This window comes from Delftia sp. K82 (assembly GCF_002193035.1).
Classification (GTDB): domain Bacteria; phylum Pseudomonadota; class Gammaproteobacteria; order Burkholderiales; family Burkholderiaceae_C; genus Comamonas; species Comamonas acidovorans.
The window spans coordinates 646,294-665,204 of the sequence record NZ_MYFL01000001.1 but is presented as its reverse complement, the minus strand read 5'-3'; the positions used below and the strand labels follow the sequence as shown (position 1 = coordinate 665,204).

19 protein-coding genes are annotated in these 18,911 nt (G+C 66.3%); 7 read left to right on the top strand and 12 right to left on the bottom strand.

The genetic code is table 11. The features are described 5' to 3' along the window. Positions 1-15: 15 nt before the first annotated feature. From KDK82_RS02945 to KDK82_RS02930, 4 genes are all read right to left on the bottom strand, one after another. Positions 16-1,512: a coniferyl aldehyde dehydrogenase gene (locus tag KDK82_RS02945; RefSeq protein ID WP_080736955.1), complete on the bottom strand. Its 1,497-nt coding sequence runs from the start codon at positions 1,510-1,512 to the stop codon at positions 16-18. A gap of 130 nt (positions 1,513-1,642) precedes the next feature. Next, entirely contained in the window at positions 1,643-1,996 is a 354-nt protein-coding gene (locus tag KDK82_RS02940; protein WP_012207005.1) for a hypothetical protein, read from the bottom strand. A 30-nt stretch (positions 1,997-2,026) separates the two neighbouring features. Continuing rightward, the gene (clpB, locus tag KDK82_RS02935) at positions 2,027-4,639 is read right to left on the bottom strand and encodes an ATP-dependent chaperone ClpB (protein WP_034396613.1); all 2,613 of its coding nucleotides are present in this window, start codon (positions 4,637-4,639) and stop codon (positions 2,027-2,029) included. 133 nt (positions 4,640-4,772) lie between these two features. Continuing rightward, on the bottom strand, positions 4,773-5,681 hold the full coding sequence (locus KDK82_RS02930; RefSeq protein ID WP_034396615.1) for an AraC family transcriptional regulator: 909 nt from the start codon (positions 5,679-5,681) through the stop codon (positions 4,773-4,775). A gap of 104 nt (positions 5,682-5,785) precedes the next feature. On the opposite strand from KDK82_RS02930, the gene KDK82_RS02925 reads away from it, so the two are divergent. Next, positions 5,786-6,676: a DMT family transporter gene (locus KDK82_RS02925; protein ID WP_230590929.1), complete on the top strand. Its 891-nt coding sequence runs from the start codon at positions 5,786-5,788 to the stop codon at positions 6,674-6,676. Positions 6,677-6,688: 12 nt separating this feature from the next. Here the strand turns inward: KDK82_RS02925 and KDK82_RS02920 are convergent, their stop codons facing one another. After that, on the bottom strand, positions 6,689-7,150 hold the full coding sequence (locus KDK82_RS02920; RefSeq protein ID WP_034396618.1) for a molybdenum cofactor biosynthesis protein MoaE: 462 nt from the start codon (positions 7,148-7,150) through the stop codon (positions 6,689-6,691). A gap of 96 nt (positions 7,151-7,246) precedes the next feature. Between KDK82_RS02920 and KDK82_RS02915 the strand changes: the two genes are divergently transcribed. The 3 genes from KDK82_RS02915 to dapA all read left to right on the top strand — a co-directional run bounded on the left by KDK82_RS02915 (position 7,247) and on the right by dapA (position 9,092). Continuing rightward, the gene (locus tag KDK82_RS02915) at positions 7,247-7,501 is read left to right on the top strand and encodes a hypothetical protein (RefSeq protein WP_012207010.1); all 255 of its coding nucleotides are present in this window, start codon (positions 7,247-7,249) and stop codon (positions 7,499-7,501) included. Between the two features lie 7 nt (positions 7,502-7,508). After that, a complete protein-coding gene (locus KDK82_RS02910; protein WP_013801035.1) occupies positions 7,509-7,853 on the top strand; it encodes a hypothetical protein in 345 nt (114 codons plus the stop codon). Positions 7,854-8,156: 303 nt separating this feature from the next. Continuing rightward, complete coding sequence (dapA, locus tag KDK82_RS02905) at positions 8,157-9,092, top strand: 4-hydroxy-tetrahydrodipicolinate synthase (RefSeq protein ID WP_088163979.1); 936 nt, start codon at positions 8,157-8,159, stop codon at positions 9,090-9,092. Here dapA and KDK82_RS02900 read toward each other — a convergent pair. The 7 genes from KDK82_RS02900 to KDK82_RS02870 all read right to left on the bottom strand — a co-directional run bounded on the left by KDK82_RS02900 (position 9,038) and on the right by KDK82_RS02870 (position 15,770). Then, positions 9,038-9,391: a recombinase family protein gene (locus tag KDK82_RS02900; protein WP_088163978.1), complete on the bottom strand. Its 354-nt coding sequence runs from the start codon at positions 9,389-9,391 to the stop codon at positions 9,038-9,040. The genes dapA and KDK82_RS02900 overlap by 55 nt on opposite strands. A 5-nt stretch (positions 9,392-9,396) precedes the next feature. Beyond that, complete coding sequence (gene moaD / locus KDK82_RS02895; RefSeq protein ID WP_034396626.1) at positions 9,397-9,660, bottom strand: molybdopterin converting factor subunit 1; 264 nt, start codon at positions 9,658-9,660, stop codon at positions 9,397-9,399. Next, positions 9,657-10,892, bottom strand: a complete 1,236-nt coding sequence (glp, locus tag KDK82_RS02890) for a gephyrin-like molybdotransferase Glp (protein ID WP_088163977.1) — start codon at positions 10,890-10,892, stop codon at positions 9,657-9,659. The genes moaD and glp overlap by 4 nt, the downstream gene beginning before the upstream one ends. Positions 10,893-10,901: 9 nt before the next feature. Further along, positions 10,902-11,462: a molybdopterin-guanine dinucleotide biosynthesis protein B gene (mobB, locus tag KDK82_RS02885; protein WP_034396637.1), complete on the bottom strand. Its 561-nt coding sequence runs from the start codon at positions 11,460-11,462 to the stop codon at positions 10,902-10,904. A 46-nt stretch (positions 11,463-11,508) separates the two neighbouring features. Next, positions 11,509-12,936, bottom strand: a complete 1,428-nt coding sequence (thrC, locus tag KDK82_RS02880) for a threonine synthase (RefSeq protein WP_088163976.1) — start codon at positions 12,934-12,936, stop codon at positions 11,509-11,511. 140 nt (positions 12,937-13,076) lie between these two features. Beyond that, entirely contained in the window at positions 13,077-14,426 is a 1,350-nt protein-coding gene (locus KDK82_RS02875) for a homoserine dehydrogenase (RefSeq protein ID WP_088163975.1), read from the bottom strand. Between the two features lie 108 nt (positions 14,427-14,534). Then, positions 14,535-15,770: a pyridoxal phosphate-dependent aminotransferase gene (locus KDK82_RS02870; protein WP_012207019.1), complete on the bottom strand. Its 1,236-nt coding sequence runs from the start codon at positions 15,768-15,770 to the stop codon at positions 14,535-14,537. Between the two features lie 170 nt (positions 15,771-15,940). On the opposite strand from KDK82_RS02870, the gene KDK82_RS02865 reads away from it, so the two are divergent. The 3 genes from KDK82_RS02865 (at position 15,941) to KDK82_RS02855 (ending at position 18,909) form a co-directional block, all read left to right on the top strand. After that, entirely contained in the window at positions 15,941-16,309 is a 369-nt protein-coding gene (locus KDK82_RS02865; RefSeq protein WP_012207020.1) for an Mth938-like domain-containing protein, read from the top strand. Positions 16,310-16,447: 138 nt separating this feature from the next. Beyond that, positions 16,448-16,933, top strand: coding sequence for a peroxiredoxin (locus KDK82_RS02860; RefSeq protein WP_013801026.1), 486 nt, complete (start codon positions 16,448-16,450; stop codon positions 16,931-16,933). A gap of 176 nt (positions 16,934-17,109) precedes the next feature. After that, a complete protein-coding gene (locus KDK82_RS02855; RefSeq protein ID WP_088163974.1) occupies positions 17,110-18,909 on the top strand; it encodes a PhoH family protein in 1,800 nt (599 codons plus the stop codon). The last annotated feature ends 2 nt before the right edge of the window (positions 18,910-18,911 follow it).

The following is an 18,911-nucleotide window of genomic DNA, read 5'->3' as shown; positions in this document are numbered from 1 at the left end:
AAATCACCCCCTCGCTCACAGCCAGCGGCGCATCAACTCCATGATGCGGTCGAACCTTGCGCCATAGGGCGGATACAGCATCGAAGCCCCCGACCAGCGCGACTGCACGAACACCGCCTTCTGATGGCTCAGCCGTGCAAAGCCCTGCTCCGAATGGTAGGCACCCCAGCCGCTGTCGCCCACGCCGCCGAAGGGCAGGTTCTCATGGGCGAAGTGCAGCAGGGTGTCGTTGACCGTCACCCCGCCGCTGATGGTGCGTGACAGCACGGCATCACGCACTTTCTCATCGCGGCCGAACCAGTACAGCGCCAGCGGCCTGGGCCCCGCATTGATGGCCGAGACCACGTCATCCAGCCTGTCGTAGCTGATCACGGGCAGGATGGGGCCGAAGATCTCCTCCTGCATGAGCTGCATCTGGCTGGTGGCATTGAAGACCAGGGCCGGCGCCATCTGGCGCTCCACGGCATCGCCCCAGGCCATGTCGGCGCTCTCCTGGCCGGCTCCGCCATCCTCCATCCACTCGACATGCGCCCCCATGCCCTGGGCCTGGCGCAGCATCTGCCGCAGGCGCGCCAGGTGGCGCTTGGTGAGGATGGCCGCATAGTCCGGATTGCCGGCAAAGCGCGGGAACAGCCGCCGCGCCGCGGTGCGAAAGGCCTCGGCAAACTCCGCCTCCTGCCCGCGCGGCAGCAGCACGTAGTCGGGGGCGATGCAGGTCTGGCCCGCATTGACGAGCTTGCCATGCGCGATCTTGAGCGCGGCCTCCTTCAGGTCGCAGTCGGTGGAGATGATGCAGGGCGACTTGCCACCGAGCTCCAGCGTCGTCGGCGTCAGGTGCGCCGCCGCCGCCTGCGCCACGCGACGGCCCACGGCAGTCGAGCCGGTGAACAGCAGATGGTCGAAGTGCAGGCCCGAGAATTGCGTGGCAATGCTCACATCGCCTTCGATGACGGCGAATTCCTCGGGCGCGAAAAACTGCCCCACCAGCGCTGCCAGCTGGGCCGAGGTGTGCGGCGTGAGTTCGCTGGGCTTGAGCATGACGCGGTTGCCCGCCGCCAGGGCCGTGATGGCCGGCCCCAGCGCCAGCTGCACCGGATAGTTCCACGGGGAAATCACCCCCACCACGCCCAGCGGCTGGCGCTCTATCCATCCCCGGCCGGGCATGAGCATCAGCGGCGTTCGCACCCGCTGGCGCCCCGACCAGCGCGCCAGATGGCGCAGCGTGTGCTTGAGCAGGTTGCGCAGCACGAACAGCTCCACCATCTCGGTCAGCCGCGGCGAGCGCATGCCGAAGTCGGCCTGCACGGCGGCGGCCAGCACGGGGCCGTGCTCGTCCAGCAGCTTTTGCATGCGCAGCAGGCGTTCGCGGCGTACCAGCAGGGGCACGTCCACCTGCGCCCGGCTGGCCTGGTACTGAAGGTCGAAGACGCGGTGGAGATCCAGCTGGGTCATAGGCTCAATGGTAAGAAGACACTTGCATGCGCCGCATTCCAAGGATGCGTCGCGGCACATGTTGGCATGCAGCGGCAGGAAAAAAAAGGGAGCCTTGCACGGGCTCCCGAGGGTTTCAGACTATACGGGCCGCCACGCGCGGCCTGGGCACGAAGATGCGCAGGCCGCGTAAAGGCTGCAGCAAGACGCTTCAGGGCTCGCGCACTTCACGGGGCTGAACGTCGGTCACCTCGCCCGCACCCGGCAGTACGCCGGCACCGGCGCGGCGGCCACCGCCCTCGGCAGCGCCATAGGCGCGCTGCGGACGCTGTGCCATCCACTCGGAGCCGGAGCGGTACACGGTCTGCCATCCCGCCCGCGGGCTCATGCGCATGGCCCAGGGCATCACCGGCTGGCCGGTGAGCCTGGCCCACAGCGCTCTCACGGCCCAGACCAGGGCCAGCAGCGCCGCGGCGGTCAGCAGGCTGACAAAGAAGACCAGGCCCACAAGCATCAGCAGGATGCGAACGGCCCAGCGGGTCAGGGTGGCGACAAAATCGTTCAAAGCAAAGCCTTTCTTGGCTGGCCCGGTGCGTCAGGCGGGGTCTGCCGCATCGAACCGGAATACGCCCGGCTCCTGTACCGGGTCCACATGTACCGCAATCGTGCTCTTGGGCGGGAAGCGCCCTTCGAGCAGCAGTTTCGACAGCGGATTCTCGATCCGCTGCTGTATCGCGCGCTTGAGCGGCCGGGCCCCGAAAACGGGATCGAAGCCCACCTTGGCCAGTTCGGCCAGTGCCTGGTCGGACACCTGCAGCGCAAGGTCCATTTTCTCCAAACGTCGCTCCAGCAGCTTGAGCTGAATCCTTGCGATCGACTCGATATTCTTCGCGTCGAGCGCGTGGAAGACCACGGTTTCGTCGATGCGGTTGAGGAATTCGGGTCGGAAATGGTTCTTGAGTTCCCCCCAGACCGCATCTTTCACATCATCGTAATCCTCGCCGACCATGGCCTGGATCAGCAAAGAGCCTATGTTGCTCGTCATCACGATGACCGTGTTCTTGAAGTCCACGGTGCGGCCCTGGCCATCGGTCAGGCGGCCATCGTCCAGCACCTGCAGCAGCACGTTGAACACGTCGGGATGGGCCTTTTCCACCTCATCGAGCAGCAGCACGCTGTAGGGCTTGCGGCGCACGGCCTCGGTCAGGTAACCGCCTTCCTCGTAGCCCACGTAGCCCGGCGGCGCACCAATCAGGCGGGCCACGGAATGCTTTTCCATGAACTCGCTCATGTCGATGCGCACCAGATGGTCCTCGCTGTCGAACAGGAAGCCGGCCAGCGCCTTGCACAGCTCGGTCTTGCCCACGCCCGTGGGGCCCAGGAACAGGAAGGAACCGGTAGGCCGGTTGGGATCGGACAGGCCCGAGCGCGAGCGGCGAATGGCATTGGCCACGGCCGAGATGGCCTCGTCCTGGCCGACGACGCGGTCATGCAGACGGTCTTCCATGCGCAGCAGCTTGTCCTTCTCGCCCTGCATCATCTTGGCCACGGGAATGCCCGTGGCACGGCTGACCACTTCGGCAATTTCCTCGGCGCCCACATGGGTGCGAAGCAGCCTGTGGGCGGGCGCGCCGCCCTGCCCCTGCTCGTTGGCCTGGGCTTCGTTGAGCTGCTTTTCCAGCGAGGGCAGCTTGCCGTACTGCAGCTCGGCCACCTTGTTGAAGTCGCCCTTGCGCTTGAGCTCCTCGATCTGGATGCGGATCTGGTCGATCTCCTTGCGGATCTGCTCGGAGCCCTGGGCGCTGGCCTTCTCGCTCTTCCAGACCTCTTCCAGGTCGGCGTACTCGCGCTCCAGGCTGCCGAGCTCCTCCTCGATCAGTTGCAGGCGCTTTTGCGAGGCCTCGTCCTTTTCCTTCTTCATGGCCTCGCGCTCGATCTTGAGCTGGATCATGCGGCGCTCGAGCTTGTCCATGACCTCGGGCTTGGAGTCGATCTCGATCTTGATCTTGGCCGCGGCCTCGTCGATCAGGTCGATGGCCTTGTCGGGCAGGAAGCGGTCGGTGATGTAGCGGTGGCTCAGCTCGGCCGCAGCCACGATGGCCGGGTCGGTGATGTCCACGCCATGGTGGGCCTCGTAGCGCACCTGCAGTCCGCGCAGGATGGCGATGGTGTCCTCCACGGAAGGCTCTTCGACCAGCACCTTCTGGAAGCGCCGCTCCAGCGCCGCATCCTTTTCGATGTACTTGCGGTATTCATCGAGCGTGGTCGCGCCGATGCAGTGCAGCTCGCCGCGCGCCAGGGCCGGCTTGAGCATGTTGCCCGCGTCCATGGCGCCGTCGGCCTTGCCGGCGCCGACCATGGTGTGGATCTCGTCGATGAACAGGATGATGCGGCCCTCTTCCTGGGCCACTTCCTTGAGCACGGACTTCAGGCGTTCCTCGAAGTCGCCACGGTATTTGGCGCCGGCCAGCAGGCCCGCCATGTCCAGCGACAGCACGCGCTTGTTCTTGAGGCTTTCGGGCACCTCGCCGGCCACGATGCGCTGGGCCAGGCCCTCGACGATGGCGGTCTTGCCCACGCCGGGCTCGCCGATCAGCACGGGGTTGTTCTTGCTGCGGCGCTGCAGCACCTGGATGGAGCGGCGGATTTCGTCGTCACGCCCGATCACCGGATCGAGCTTGCCGATGCGCGCGCGCTCGGTCAGGTCCATGGTGTATTTCTTGAGGGCCTCGCGCTGGCCTTCACCTTCGGCGCTGTCCATGGTCTGGCCGCCGCGCACGGCGTTGATGGCCGACTCCAGGCTGGAGCGCGTCACGCCGCTTTCCTTGAGCAGTTGGCCTGCGCGCGTGGAAGAGCCGCTGCTGTCGGTCAGCGCCAGCAGGAACAGCTCGCTGGCAATGAACTGGTCGCCGCGCTTGAGGGCTTCCTTCTCGGTCGCCTGCAGCAGCCGGCCCAGCTCGGAGCCGACCTGCACCTGGTCCTGGTGCTGCACGCGCGGCAGATCAGCCAGGGCCTTCTCGGCCGCGGCCTGCAGCTGGCCCACGTTGGCGCCGGCGCGCTGCAAGAGCGAGCGCGGACCATCGTCCTGGCGCAGCAGCGCCACGAGCAGGTGCAGGGGTTCGATATTGGATTGGTCACCGCCCAGGGCCAGCGTTTGCGCGTCGGCCAGGGCTTCCTGGAACTTGGTTGTCAGTTTGTCGATTCGCATGGTGTTTCTTTTCGCTCCTGAAACAGGGTCATTGCGATTTATCTGATACCGGCAGGGCAAATTTCAAGCCATGCCCGGCCTGCAAGGACAGACGCTTGCGCCAGATCAAGGCCGGCGAGGCCGGCCATCCTTCTCAAGCATTGCGCTGAAAGATCGAGAACTGCGTAGGCGTAACGCCCAAATGCGCCCGGAAGCTGCGCACCAGGTGGCTGGCGCCGGAAAAGCCGCAATCCAGTGCCAGCTCGGCCAGCGGCGGCACGTTGCGCGCAGACAGGGCGCGCCGTGCCCGGGCCAGGCGCTGCTGCAGCACCCATTCGTGCACCGTGCAGCCCATGCTCTGGCGGAACATGCGTGCGAAATGGAATTCGGAGAGGCAGGCCTGTCTCGCCAGTGCCGGCAGCGACACGGCCTTGGAGTCATGCAGATGCGCCTCGACATGGGCCAGCACCCTGCGCCGCATGGCCGCAGAAAGCCCACCCAGCGGCCGCTGCAGCGCCTGCAGCTGGCGCGGCGTGGCGGACTGCAGCACCAGCCGGTCCACCAGCTGCTGGCCAATGGCATCGGCCGCCAGTTGCTGCTGGGGGTCCTGCCAGTCCAGCTGCATCAGCGCACGGGCACCGGCGTGGAAGGCCTGATCATCCCCGTAGATCTGCGCACGCAAGGTGCGCGAGCGGGGCTCGGCATCCAGCATGCGGACCACGCGCCCGGCCCAGGCCAGGTCGGACACATACAGGTGCAGGAACTGCACGGGCGAGCGCACCAGCCAGTGCGATTCGTCCTCTGGCGTGAAGATGCAGATGCGCCCCGGCGCCCCCATGGCCTCGGGCCGCGCCTTGAGCTGCGAGCCCTCGCCCCCGGCCAGGTAGACCGACAGCGTGTGGTGACCGGGCTGGCAGTAGCACACCTCGTCGTCCACATTGGCCCAGACGGCCAGCTCCACCCCCTCGCTCAGGCGCACGCGCCGCTGCAGCCGGGCCTTGGAGCGTGACAGCACCTGGCACAGGTGGCTGGAGGGCAGCTCGGGCAGCGGCGTGGGCGTCATGGCAGCGATTGTGGTCCCGCAGCCATACCGACGCATGGCGCCAGGCCATCAAACCGCAGGAATCTGCCATGCCCGCCCAGCCTGCGGCGCCATCATCACCGGCCATGACTGCCACCCTCTATGCCCTGGTCGTGCTGATCTGGGGTTCGACCTGGATCGCCCTGAAGCTGCAGCTGGGCGCCGTCCCCGTGGAGCTGTCCATTGCCTACCGCTTTGCGCTGGCCGCCGTGCTGATGTTCGCCTGGCTGGCCTGGTCGCGGCAGCTGCGCGTGCCCCGCGGCCCGGCGCTGCCGCGCGTGCTGGGGCAAGGTCTGTGCCTGTTCAGCTTCAACTTCGTGTGCTTCATGCATGCCAGCGAAACGCTGGCCAGCGGCCTGGCCGCCGTGGTGTTCTCCAGCGCCAATCTCTGGAACGCGCTGCTGGCGCGCATCATCCACGGCCGCAGGCTGGCTCCCCATGTGCTGGCCGGCAGCCTCTTCGGCCTTGCAGGCCTGGTGGCGCTGTTCTGGCCCGAGCTGCGCGCAGGCCGGCATGCCAGCCTGCCTGGTCTGGCCTGGGCGGTGCTGGGCACGCTGTGCTTTTCCTGCGGGAACATGCTGTCGGCTTCGCTGCAGTCCATGGGCTGGCGGCCGGCCCAGACCAATGCCTGGGGCATGCTGGCCGGCACGCTACTGCTGACCGGCTATGCGCTGGTGGCGGGCCTGCCCTGGCGCTTCGATGCCAGCTGGACCTATGTGGGCTCCTGGCTGTACCTGGCCATTCCAGGCTCGGTGATTGCGTTCACGGCCTACCTGACCTTGGTGGGCCGGCTGGGCCCGGAGAAGGCGGCCTATGCGACGGTGCTGTTCCCCATTGTTGCGCTCAGCATCTCGGCGCTTTTCGAGGGCTATGTCTGGACGCCGCTGGCCGTGGGCGGGCTGCTGCTGGTGATGTTCGGAAACCTGCTGGTGTTCCGCCCGCCGCAATGGTTGCGGGGCGCTGCGCTCAAGGCCTGAAGGCGCGCCGCCTCACTGGCGCCAGCGCGCCAGCGCCTCTTCGTCGCTGACGCGCGCATCCACCCAGCGCGCGCCCTCGGGCGTCTGTTCCTTCTTCCAGAAAGGCGCCAGCGACTTGAGGTAGTCCATGATGTATTCGCAGGCCTGAAAAGCCATGCCCCGGTGCGATGCGGTGACGGCCACGAGCACGATCTGGTCCAGGGGCTGCAGCGGACCGATGCGGTGGATGACGCGCGCGCCATGGATGCCAAAGCGCTGGACCGCCTCGTCGATGATGGCCTCGATGGATTTCTCGGTCATGCCCGGGTAGTGCTCCAGCTCCATGCTGGCCACGGCGGCGCCTTCATTGCGGTCACGCACCGTGCCTATGAAGCTGCAGACCGCGCCCACGCGCGCATCGCCGCCGCGCAGGGCGGCGAGTTCGGCCGATACGTCGAAATCCTCGGTCTGGATGGATACACGGGCTGCTTGCATGCCCGCATTGTCGCAGGGCGGCGGCGCGCCAGGGTGTGATGAACGCGGTAGCATTGCCCTCCCCCGCCGCCGGCCTTTTGCTGCAGCGGGCCATGCATGGCCACACTCACGATCACCACCCCCGAATACACGCTCTACCCGTCGCCGCGCAACGAGCAGCGCGTGGTCTACGAGCATCAGCTGTTCGTGTCCCATCCCTACACCATCATCCATCTGCCCGACTACAACTTTCGCGGCAAGGCCACGCTGTTCGCAGCCCACCGCCTGGCCGACGGCAAGATGGGCCAGCTCGTGAGCTGCGAGCTGGCCGAGGACCTTGCTCGCTTCGAACGCCTGTTCGAACCCGATTGAGGCGCGCATGGACGAGACCAGCCAGATACAGCCACCGCCGAGCTTTGCCGCCCTGTATGCCGACCGGCACGGCCGGCTCAAGGCATCGATTGCAGACGTGGTCGGGCGCTATGAACTGTGCGAGGACCTGGCCAGCCACCTGGTCGAGCAAGCGCAGACGCTCTATCACTCCGGCAATTCCTCGGAGCAAGGCGTGCTGCTGGGCATGCACGCGGGCCTGGCGGCCGAGGGCTCCATCGTCAGCCCTGGCGAGGCGCGCTGGATCGTGCAGCGCCTGGCCGAGCTGCTGGAGTGGCAGGCACCGCTGCTGCCCGATGCATCACCCCCTCCCGGCGCCGAAGGCGCAGCCTGAAGGCCACCCACCACCCCTCACCCAGGCGCTCAGGCGCTCAGGCGCGCTACACTGCGCGCCATGCCTGCAATCTTTGCCTTCCCCACATGCCACGGTGATGCCGTGCGCCTGTGCCTGGGCAAAGCCTGCAAACCCCAGCTCGTCTGACCGGAGCTGAGGTTCCGTCCAGATGAGCGACGGAACCGGCCCGGCAGCCTCCATCTTCCCTTCCCGCATCCCTTCAGGCGCCTGCCTTTCCGCCCTCGGTCTGGCCGGTGGCTGCGTCCGGTCGTTCATTGTTTGAATCAACCGAAGGGATCTTCCATGTCTTTGCCTTCCACCACCTCGCCGCAAGCCCGATTCCAGGGGCTGTGGCTTCCGCTGGTCACGCCCTTTCTTCCTGGAGATGAGGCGGCGGTGGACCACGGGGCTCTGCGCGCCCTGGTGCAGCACTACAACGCCACCGGCATCGCCGGCTACGTGGCCTGCGGCTCGACCGCCGAGGCCGCCGCGCTGAGCGAAGCGGAGCACGATGCCGCCCTGTCCACCATCCTCTCAGCGGCCCAGGGCATGCCCGTGGTCATGGGTGTTTCCGACTGCCACCTGGGGCATGCGCTGGCCCGTGTCCAGGCACTGAACGCCCTGCCGCTGGCCGGCATTCTGGTGCCCGCGCCGCATTACATACGCCCGTCGCAGGCAGGCCTGCTGCAGTGGTTCACGGCGATTGCCGAGCGCAGCGCCCATCCGGTCATCGTCTACGACATTCCCTACCGCACCGGCGTGGTGCTGGAGCTGGCCACGCTGCGTGCGCTGGCCGCACATGAGCGCATCGTGGCCATCAAGGATTGCGGGGGCGATGCCGCCAAGACCCAGGCGCTGATCGCCGATGGGCAGCTGCAGGTGCTGGCCGGCGAAGACGCGCAGATCTTTTCCACGCTGGCCCTGGGCGGTGCGGGAGCGATTGCTGCCAGCGCGCACGCGCATACACGGCACTTCGTTGAGTTGATGCAATGCCTGGAGCGTGGCGACCTGCCCGCTGCCCGTGCGCTGTGGCAGCCGCTGCAGCCGCACATCGCCGCCTGCTTTGCCGAGCCCAATCCCGCACCCATCAAGGCCTTGCTGGCGCAGCAGGGCCGAATGCCGGCAACGCTGCGTGCGCCCATGCAGCCTGCATCGGCCGCGCTGGCGCAGCGGCTGGCCGGGATTCAGCTGCCGCTGCTGCCGTCTGCAGACGGTGTTGCAGAGCGCAGGTCGGCATAGCGGTTCAGGATGCGTTGCACCTGACCGTGCGTCCACTCGCCGCCCCGGGCCGCGGCAATGCCGCGGGCATTGAGTTCGGCGGCCATGGCACGGTGCGTCAGGCCGCGCGCCTGCAGTTCGGTGAACAGCGCCTCATGCTGCTGGGCGAAGGCATCGGCCGTGGTTTTGCGCTTTTCCACGGTGGCGCGCAGGTTGTCTGCGCCTGCGCGGCCCAGTTGCACGCCGCGCGCCTTGGCTTCGGACAGGGCCTTGCGCGTGCGTGCGCTGATGGCCTGGTCCACGGGCTTGTCGGTGGTCATTTGGGTCAACCTCCGGTCACGGGAGGGAAGAAAGCCACCTCATCCCCCTGGCGAATGGCGGCACCGGCATCGCACAGGACCTGGTTCAGCGCCATGCGCACGGCCTTGCCAGGGGCCAGCGCTTCGGCGGCTGCACCGCCACGCGCAATCAGTTCCTCACGCAGCGCGCCCACGGTGGCGGCCTCGGTGGACAGGGTTTCGCTGCCCGTGCCCAGGGCTTCGCGGATGGAGGCGAAATAGCGCACGGTGATGGTGATGGCCTGGCTCATGACAGCAGCTCCGAAAAGGCGATGAAGCGCACCCGGTCGCCCGGCGCAATGGCCTGGCCCGGCGGGTTGTCCACCACGCCGTCGCCCCAGGCCGCCGAGGTCAGCACGCCCGAACTCTGGTTGCGGAACAGCTCCAGCCCGCCGCTGTCGTTGTAGCGCACGCGCAGGAATTCGCGGCGCTTGTCCCCGCGCGGCCAATGGAAGTCGGCGCGCACCTCGACCGAGCGCGGCAGCGCCTGCTGCACGCCCTGCAGGCGCAGCACGAAGGGGCGTACCAGCAAAAGGAAGGTGACGAAGCTGGAGACCGGGTTGCCGGGCAGGCCGATGAAGTGGGCAAAGCCTTCGCCCTCGCGGTTCACACGGCCATAGGCAAAGGGCTTGCCGGGCTTGACGGCGATCTGCCAGAGGTCGAGCTGGCCCAGCGCCTGCACGGCGGGCTTGACATGGTCTTCTTCGCCGACAGACACCCCGCCGCTGGTCAGGATCAGGTCATGCGCGCGGGCCGCTTCGCGCAGGGCCTGCACGGTGGCCTCGCGCCGGTCGGGGACGATGCCAAAGTCGGTGACCTCGCAGCCCATGCGCTGCAGCAGGGCGCGAAGGAAGAATCGGTTGCTGTTGTAGATGCTCCCGGGCGGCATCTGTTCGGGCGCCACGGTGCCCGGCATGACCAGCTCGTCGCCTGTGGAGAACAGGGCCACGCGCGGCTTGCGTGCCACGCGCAAAGAGGCCAGGCCGATGCTGGCGGCCAGGCCCAGCTCGGCCGGCGACAGGCGCGTGCCGGCCGCGATGACGGTGGCGCCGCGCCGGATGTCTTCGCCAGAGCGGCGTATCCATTGCCCGGCCTCGGGCCGCGCCTTGATGCGCACGCGGCCGTCTTCCAGGACTTCGCAGTCTTCCTGCATGACGATGGCATCGGCACCTTCGGGCACCGGAGCGCCCGTGAAGATGCGCGCCACCGTGCCCACGGCCAGCGGCTGGCCCATGGCGCCTGCGGGGATGCGCTGCGAGACGGGCAGCTCGGCATTGCCCTGGGTGCATTCGGCGCTGCGCACGGCGTAGCCGTCCATGGCACTGTTGTCCTGGGGCGGCACTTGCAGCGGAGAGACGGCATCGGCCAGCAGCACACGGCCATCGGCATCGAAGCTGTCCACGGTGTCATCGCCGGCCAGCGGCAGTGCCTGGGCCAGCAATTCGGCCAGCGCTTCGTCAAGGGGCTTGAGCGGGGCTCGCATGGTGTTTTCCTAATTTCGAGGGAGGCCTGGGGCACGGTAGCGCAGTTGCTGCGCATGCTCCAGCAGCCATTGCAGTATCTGCCCTGGCGCATTGAGATCGAGCACGGGCTGGCGCGGCGGCTCTGGCAGGCGCTGCGGTGCGTCGGTGGCAATGGCCAGCACATGGGGGTCGTGCGGATACAGGGGCGCCTGGGTCTTGCCGGCGCTGGCGCGCTCGGGCTGATCGCGCCAGATCTCTATCTTGGGCAGGTCGGCGTGCTTGAAGCCTTCGACCAGCACCCAATCCACGCGCGGATCGAGTTCGGCCAGCATGTCGTGCACCGACAGCTCCGTGGGACGGGGGAATTCGCGCATCAGCGCCAGACGGCGATCCGAGGCCAGCACCACTTCATAGGCGCCCGCCTTGCGGTGGCGCCAGCTGTCCTTGCCCTCGTGATCGACATCGAAATGGTGGTGGGCATGCTTGACCACCGAAACGCTGAGCCCCTGCGCACGCATCAGCGTGATCAGGGGCTCCACCAGGCTGGTCTTGCCCGAGCCCGAGTAGCCGGCGAAGCCTATGACCTTCATCGCCATGCACTCCTGCTGCGGACCTTTGGGCAGCCCGGCTGCGGCATCAGTCGCAATGCCGGGCGATATAGGCCTTGACCTGCTCGGCATCGGCCGGCAAGTCGGTCACGCGCTTGGGCAGGTCCTCGATGCCTTCGAACTTGGCCGGGCGATCGGGCAGGCGGCCCAGCGCCTCCTCGATGGTGGCGGCGAACTTAATGGGCAGTGCCGTCTCCAGCACGATCATGGGCACGCCGGCCTGCAGCTGCTCGCGCGCCACCTTGACGCCGTCGGCCGTGTGCGTGTCGATCATGGTGCCGAAGCGCTCGAAGGTATCGCGGATGGTGGCCAGGCGGTCGGCATGCGTGCTCTTGCCGCTGACGAAGCCGTAGCGGGCAGCAGCTTCCTGGAACAGCGGATTGCCGCCCAGGTCGAAGCGGCCCTGGCGTGCCACGCCCTCGGCGAACAATTCGCGCGTGGCCTGGCCATCGCGGCCCAGCAGGTCGAACACGAAGCGCTCGAAGTTGCTGGCCTTGGAGATGTCCATCGAGGGGCTCGATGTCTCGTAGGTGTGCTCGCTGCCGCGCACCACGTAGGCGCCCGTGCGGAAGAACTCGTCGAGCACATCGTTCTCGTTGGTCGCCACCACCAGGCGTGCGATCGGCAGGCGCATCTGGCGCGCCACGTGGCCGGCGCAGATGTTGCCGAAGTTGCCGCTGGGCACCGTGAAGCTGACCTTCTGGTCATTGCTCTGCGTGGCCTGCAGGTAACCGGCGAAGTAGTAGACGACCTGGGCCAGCAGGCGGGCCCAGTTGATCGAGTTGACCGTGCCGATCTTGTACTTCGCCTTAAAGGCGTGGTCGTTGGAGACGGCCTTGACGATGTCCTGGCAGTCGTCGAACACGCCCTCGATGGCGATGTTGTGGATGTTGGCGTCCTGCAGGCTGAACATCTGGGCCTGCTGGAAGGGGCTCATGCGGCCGCGCGGGCTGGTCATGAACACGCGCACGCCCTTTTTGCCGCGCATGGCGTACTCGGCCGCGCTGCCGGTGTCACCGCTGGTAGCGCCCAGGATGTTGAGTTCCTCGCCACGGCGGCCCAGTTCGTACTCGAACAGGTTGCCCAGCAGCTGCATGGCCATGTCCTTGAAGGCCAGCGTGGGGCCGTTGGACAGGGCTTCGAGCCACAGGCCGTCTTCCAGCTGGCGCAGCGGCGTGATCTTGGCCGTGCCGAACACCTGCTGCGTATAGGTCTTGGCGCACAGGGCGCGCAGATCCTCGGCCGGGATGTCGTCGATGTACAGGCTCAGGATCTCGAAGGCCAGGGCAGCGTAGCCCTGCTCCTTGTAGATGCTGCGCAGCTCGCCCAAGCGGGCGGCATCGATCTGCGGATAGTGCTCGGGCAGGTACAGCCCCCCATCGGGCGCCAGGCCCTCGAGCAGGATGTCGCAAAAGCGCTTGCGGTCCGCGTGGCCGCGCGTGGAAAGATAAAGCATGTCGCTTCCTCGTCAGTATTCTGTGAGACGGGGCGCGGCCGATGCCAGGGATGCCGAGCAAGGGCCGCCCCGCAGCGAGGGCGTCGTCCCCCTCCCGCGTGCGAGAGAGGGGGAAGCGGCGCAGCCGCTCAGGGGGTGTCTTAGTTCAACTCTTCCTTGCGGATGCGGTTGATAGGGGCCAGCACCGTGGGCAGTTGCTGGATCTGGGCCAGGGCCGTGTCCATATCGCCTTCGCGCGTGGCATGGGTCAGGATGATCAGGTCGGTCTGCGGCACGCCCTGGCTGCCTTCGCTGTCGCCGCTCACTTCGCCGGCCTCTCGCTGCAGCAGGGCGTCGATGCTGATGCCCATGCCCGCGAGGATGCTGGTGATCTTGGCCAGCACACCGGCTTCGTCGGCCACGCGGATGCGCAGGTAGTAGCTGGTGACCACCTCGCTCATGGGCAGCACGGGCAGCTCGCCACCTGCGGCGACCAGCGTGTTCGACTGGAAGGCCAGCGGGGGCACGCGGTGCTCGGGATCGGCCGTGTGCAGGCGGGCGATGTCCACCAGATCGGCGATCACGGCGCTGGCCGTGGGCTCGGAGCCCGCGCCCTTGCCGTAGTACAGCGTGGTGCCCACGGCGTCGCCATGCACGACGACGGCGTTCATCGCGCCTTCCACGTTCGCGATCAGGCGCTTGGTCGGCACCAGGCTGGGGTGCACGCGCAGCTCGATGCCCTTGTCCGTGCGCTTGGTGATGCCCAGCAGCTTGATGCGGTAGCCCAGTTGCTCGGCGTACTTGATGTCGGCCGCAGACAGCTTGGTGATGCCTTCCACATACGCCTTGTCGAACTGCACGGGAATGCCGAAGGCGATGGCGCTCATCAGCGTGACCTTGTGGGCGGCGTCCACGCCTTCGATGTCGAAGGTCGGGTCGGCTTCGGCGTAGCCCAGGCGCTGGGCTTCCTTGAGCACCACGTCGAAGTCCAGGCCCTTGTCGCGCATTTCGGACAGGATGAAGTTGGTCGTGCCGTTGATGATGCCGGCCACCCACTGGATCTGGTTGGCCGTCAGGCCTTCGCGCAGCGCCTTGATGATGGGGATGCCACCGGCCACGGCCGCTTCGTAGGCCACCATCACGCCCTTCTCGGCGGCGGCCTTGAAGATTTCGCTGCCATGCACGGCCAGCAGGGCCTTGTTGGCCGTGACCACATGCTTGCCGGCGGCAATGGCTTCCAGCACCAGGGCCTTGGCAATGCCGTAGCCGCCGATCAGCTCGATCACCACGTCGATCTCGGGGTTGGCAATGATCTCGCGCGCATCGCCGACCACCTTGGCCGTGTCGCCCACGACGGAGCGGGCGCGTTCCGTATCCAGGTCGGCCACCATGGCAATCTCAATACCGCGGCCCGCACGGCGGCGGATCTCTTCCTGATTGCGCTGCAGCACGTTGAAGGTGCCGCTGCCCACGGTGCCAATGCCCAGAAGGCCTACTTGGATCGGTTTCATAAACTACTTGCCAGTCAAAAAACGCTGCGGCGCCCAGAGGGTGCGCGCCGGCAGCCGGTAAAAAGCAATGGCCGGCGGAAGGCCCTCTCCTCCACCGGCCCGCACAGCTCAGCCGCGGTCCGTGCCGTGGCGCTTGCGGTATTTCTCGAGGAACACTGCGAGACGGCGGATGGCCTCGCGCAGGTCGGTGTCGTGCGGCAGGAAGACGATGCGGAAATGGTCGGGGTGCGGCCAGTTGAAGCCTGTTCCCTGCACCAGCATGACCTTGGTCTCTTGCAGCACTTCCAGGAAGAACGCCTGGTCATCCTTGATCGGGTAGATCTCGGGGTCCAGGCGCGGGAACATGTACAGCGCGGCTTGCGGCTTGACGCAGCTCACGCCAGGGATTTCGGTGATCAGCTTGTGGGCCAGATCGCGCTGCACGCGCAGCCGGCCGCCCTCCTGCACCAGCTCGTCGATGCTCTGGTGGCCGCCCAGCGCCGTCTGCACGGCCCATTGGCCGGGCACATTGGCGCACAGGCGCATGTTGGAGAGCATGTTCAGGCCCTCGATATAGTCCCGGGCCGCCTTCTTGTCGCCCGAGACCACCATCCAGCCGGCGCGGTAGCCGCAGCTGCGGTAGGCCTTGGACAGCGAGTTGAAGGTCAGCGTCAGCACATCGGTGGACAGGCTGGCGAGCGGCGTGTGCACGACATCGTCGTACAGCACCTTGTCATAGACCTCGTCGGCAAAGATCACCAGCCCATGCTCGCGGGCCAGCGCCACGATGCTTTGCAGCAGCTGCTTGCTGTACAGGGCGCCCGTCGGGTTGTTGGGATTGATGACGACGATGCCCTTGGTGCGCGGCGTGATCTTGGCGCGGATATCTTCCAGGTCGGGCATCCAGCCGTTGGACTCGTCGCACATATAGTGCACGGGCGTGCCGCCCGACAGGCTGGTGACGGCGGTCCACAGCGGATAGTCGGGCGCCGGCAGCAGCATCTCGTCGCCGTCGTCCAGCAGCGCGTTCGTGGCCAGGCTGATCAGCTCGGATGCGCCATTGCCCAGGTAGATATCGTCCAGCGTCACGCCCAGGATGCCCTGGCGCTGGGTCTCGTGCATCACGGCCTTGCGCGCCGCGAAGATGCCCTTGCTGTCCGAGTAGCCTGCCGAATTGGGCAGGTTGCGGATCATGTCCTGCTGCACTTCCTCGGGGGCATCGAAGCCGAACACGGCCAGGTTGCCGATATTGAGCTTGATGATCTTCTGCCCGTCCTCTTCCATCTTCTTCGCCGCGTCCATGATGGGCCCGCGGATGTCATAACAGACGTTGGCTAGTTTTGCGGATTTGAGAACGGTTTTCATGCTGAGAATATGAAAGTGGCCGGCGCGGGCTTGCGGCCTTCATGCACGCCAAAGTGCCCCATGCACCCTGGTGAAACCTATAATTTGACCACAGTTCCGCAATGCAGCATCGCCCTGGCCCCGGCCATGTGGCGGCCACCCCCATCGCGCAGACCGCGCCACCCTCATCCATGAAATTCCACGCCGACAAATCCGAAGCACAGAGCATCACGGGCTATGGCCCCGGCTGGGTCGCCGTGGACAGGGAAAAATTCGAGCACAGCCTGCTGGTAGGCGCCAAGGGCCTGCGCCAGGCCTGGGACTGCGTCCGCTTCGAGGACCTGACGCCCGAGCATTTCGAGGCGCTGTCCCAACTGGATGCCGAGGTCATCATCCTGGGCAGCGGCCAGCGCAACCGCTTCCCGCCGGCAGCCTGGCTGCGCCCCCTCATGGCCCGGCGCATAGGTCTGGAAAGCATGGACACGCAGGCCGCGTGTCGCACCTACAACATCCTTGCCAGCGAAGGCCGTAACGTCGTCGCGGCCCTACTCTTGGAGTAGACTCCTGCCCCCCTGATTGGGTGAAATCCCGTTTTCAGGGTAAAATTGCAGGTTGCGGTTGGGGGCATTTCCGATAAAAGCAAAAACACAAACACGGCCCTCGGCATTTCAACGACTACACCCGAGAGATATAAGCGCATGGCGATCGTTGTCAACAAACCCCTTCCCGAATTTGAAGCCAACGCTACCGGCGGGATCAAGGTGACCAACACCTCCCACACGGGCCAGATTCTGATCCTGTATTTCTACCCAAAGGACAATACGCCTGGCTGCACCACTGAAGCCATGCAGTTCCGCGACAAGTACAAGGACTTCGTGAAAGCTGGTGCCACCGTGTTTGGCGTCTCGCGCGACAACATGAAGTCGCACGACGATTTCAAGGAAAAGCTGGAACTGCCGTTCGAGCTCATCGCCGATACGGAAGAGAAGATGTGCCACATGTTCGGCGTGGTCAAGAACAAGATCATGTACGGCAAGAAGGTGAAGGGCATCGAGCGCTCCACCTTCCTGGTGGGCACCGATGGCCTGCTGGTGCAGGAATGGCGCGGCCTGAAGGTCCCCGGCCACGTTGACGAGGTGCTCAAGGCTGTCAAGACCCTGAAGGCACTGAAGCAGGCCGCCTGATAGCGACAATCTGACAGGCGACAAAGCGTCGGCCGACATATTCAGGCCATCAGCCTATGCATAATGGGACGATGCCTCTTAGCAAAGACGCTTTTCCCTGTCACCCCACCAAAGCCGCCTCGGTTTCCAGGCGGCTTTGTGCTTTTTGATCCCTGTTGAGGAACGGTTCGTCCACTATGCCCCTGCCCCCCGCACCCGGCCGCCGTGCCGCCAAGCTCTCCCCCGAAGCCTTTCTTCCCGTGCGCGGTGCCCAGCACGCAGACCCCCTGCCCGCTGACGATCTTCCCGATGCAGCCGAGGCCGTAGCTGCCGCCGCGACGCGCAAGCGCAAGCCGGCCCCCGCCTCCAACAACACCGCCACAGCCTCAAAGCCCGCACCGGCGCGCGGCCGCAGCACCAAGCCCGCATCACCGGCACCGGCGCCCGCGACTGCAGCACCTGCCAACCGGCAGCGCCGCGCAACCGACAATTCCAACGCAACGGCAGCGCCGTCCAGCGCCCGCTCGGCCAACAGATCCTCCACAGAAGCCAAGCCGGCAGCACTGCTGGCAGCGCCGGTTCGCCCGCGCCGCACGCGCACAGGACCGAAGACGCTGTTCGTGCTCGACACCAACGTGCTGCTGCACGACCCGACCAGCCTGTTCCGCTTCGAGGAACACGACATCTTCCTGCCCATGGTGGTGCTGGAAGAACTCGACGGCCACAAGAAGGGCATGACCGAAGTGGCGCGCAACGGCCGCCAGGTCAGCCGCACGCTGGATTCGCTGGTCGCCTCCCAGCCCTCCGAAACGCTGGACAAGGGCCTACCGCTGAATGCCACGGGCCAGCGCAGCGCCACGGGAATGCTGTATTTCCAGACGGAACCGCTGGAAACCTCGCTGCCCGACAGCCTGCCCCAGGGCAAGGCGGACAACCAGATCCTGGGCGTGGTCGCCGCGCTGCGCAAGAAGTTCAGCGAGCGCGAAGTCGTGCTGGTGTCCAAGGACATCAACATGCGCGTCAAGGCACGCGCGCTGGGCCTGGCGGCCGAGGACTACCAGAACGACAAGGTTCTGGACGACGGCGATCTGCTGTATGCAGGCGCCCTGGCCCTGCCCCAGGACTTCTGGGCCAAGGCGGGCAAGAACGTCGAGAGCTGGCAGGAAGGCGCCATCACCTACTACCGCATCAGCGGCGCCATCGTCGACCAGCTGATGATCAACCAGTTCGTCTACCACGAGGCACCGGGCGAGCCCAGCCTGTTCATGCGCGTGACCGAGATCCGCGACAAGACGGCCGTGCTCAAGACGCTCAAGGACTTCGGCAATCCCAAGTACGCCGTCTGGGGCGTCACGGCACGCAACCGCGAACAGAACTTCGCGATGAACCTGCTGATGAACCCGGACATCGACCTGGTCACGCTGACCGGCACGGCCGGCACCGGCAAGACCCTGCTGGCCCTGGCCGCCGGCCTGTCCCAGGTGCTGGACGATCGCCGCTACACCGAGATCATCATGACGCGCGCCACGGTGAGCGTGGGTGAGGACATCGGCTTCCTGCCCGGCACCGAGGAAGAGAAGATGGGCCCCTGGATGGGCGCCCTCGACGACAACCTCGAATTCCTGGCCAAGGGCGATGGCGGCAATGCCGGCGAATGGGGCCGCGCGGCCACCAATGAGCTGATCCGCAGCCGCATCAAGATCAAGAGCATGAACTTCATGCGCGGCCGCACCTTCCTGAACAAGTACGTCATCATCGACGAGGCCCAGAACCTGACGCCCAAGCAGATGAAGACCCTGATCACGCGCGCCGGCCCCGGCACCAAGATCATCTGCATGGGCAATCTGGCGCAGATCGATACGCCCTACCTGACCGAAGGCTCCTCGGGCCTGACCTACGCCGTGGACCGCTTCAAGGGCTGGCCGCACAGCGGCCACATCACGCTGGCGCGTGGCGAGCGTTCGCGCCTGGCAGACTTCGCCAGCGAGGTGCTCTAAGC

Excerpts from the sequence above, each read along its gene's own strand:
- KDK82_RS02945 (WP_080736955.1), bottom strand. The coding sequence starts at position 1,512 with ATGTGCCGCGACGCATCCTTGGAATGCGGCGCATGCAAGTGTCTTCTT.
- clpB (WP_034396613.1), bottom strand. The coding sequence starts at position 4,639 with ATGCGAATCGACAAACTGACAACCAAGTTCCAGGAAGCCCTGGCCGAC.
- KDK82_RS02930 (WP_034396615.1), bottom strand. The coding sequence starts at position 5,681 with ATGACGCCCACGCCGCTGCCCGAGCTGCCCTCCAGCCACCTGTGCCAG.
- KDK82_RS02925 (WP_230590929.1), top strand. The coding sequence starts at position 5,786 with ATGACTGCCACCCTCTATGCCCTGGTCGTGCTGATCTGGGGTTCGACC.
- KDK82_RS02920 (WP_034396618.1), bottom strand. The coding sequence starts at position 7,150 with ATGCAAGCAGCCCGTGTATCCATCCAGACCGAGGATTTCGACGTATCG.
- KDK82_RS02915 (WP_012207010.1), top strand. The coding sequence starts at position 7,247 with ATGGCCACACTCACGATCACCACCCCCGAATACACGCTCTACCCGTCG.
- KDK82_RS02910 (WP_013801035.1), top strand. The coding sequence starts at position 7,509 with ATGGACGAGACCAGCCAGATACAGCCACCGCCGAGCTTTGCCGCCCTG.
- dapA (WP_088163979.1), top strand. The coding sequence starts at position 8,157 with ATGTCTTTGCCTTCCACCACCTCGCCGCAAGCCCGATTCCAGGGGCTG.
- KDK82_RS02900 (WP_088163978.1), bottom strand. The coding sequence starts at position 9,391 with ATGACCACCGACAAGCCCGTGGACCAGGCCATCAGCGCACGCACGCGC.
- moaD (WP_034396626.1), bottom strand. The coding sequence starts at position 9,660 with ATGAGCCAGGCCATCACCATCACCGTGCGCTATTTCGCCTCCATCCGC.
- glp (WP_088163977.1), bottom strand. The coding sequence starts at position 10,892 with ATGCGAGCCCCGCTCAAGCCCCTTGACGAAGCGCTGGCCGAATTGCTG.
- mobB (WP_034396637.1), bottom strand. The coding sequence starts at position 11,462 with ATGAAGGTCATAGGCTTCGCCGGCTACTCGGGCTCGGGCAAGACCAGC.
- thrC (WP_088163976.1), bottom strand. The coding sequence starts at position 12,936 with ATGCTTTATCTTTCCACGCGCGGCCACGCGGACCGCAAGCGCTTTTGC.
- KDK82_RS02875 (WP_088163975.1), bottom strand. The coding sequence starts at position 14,426 with ATGAAACCGATCCAAGTAGGCCTTCTGGGCATTGGCACCGTGGGCAGC.
- KDK82_RS02870 (WP_012207019.1), bottom strand. The coding sequence starts at position 15,770 with ATGAAAACCGTTCTCAAATCCGCAAAACTAGCCAACGTCTGTTATGAC.
- KDK82_RS02865 (WP_012207020.1), top strand. The coding sequence starts at position 15,941 with ATGAAATTCCACGCCGACAAATCCGAAGCACAGAGCATCACGGGCTAT.
- KDK82_RS02860 (WP_013801026.1), top strand. The coding sequence starts at position 16,448 with ATGGCGATCGTTGTCAACAAACCCCTTCCCGAATTTGAAGCCAACGCT.
- KDK82_RS02855 (WP_088163974.1), top strand. The coding sequence starts at position 17,110 with ATGCCCCTGCCCCCCGCACCCGGCCGCCGTGCCGCCAAGCTCTCCCCC.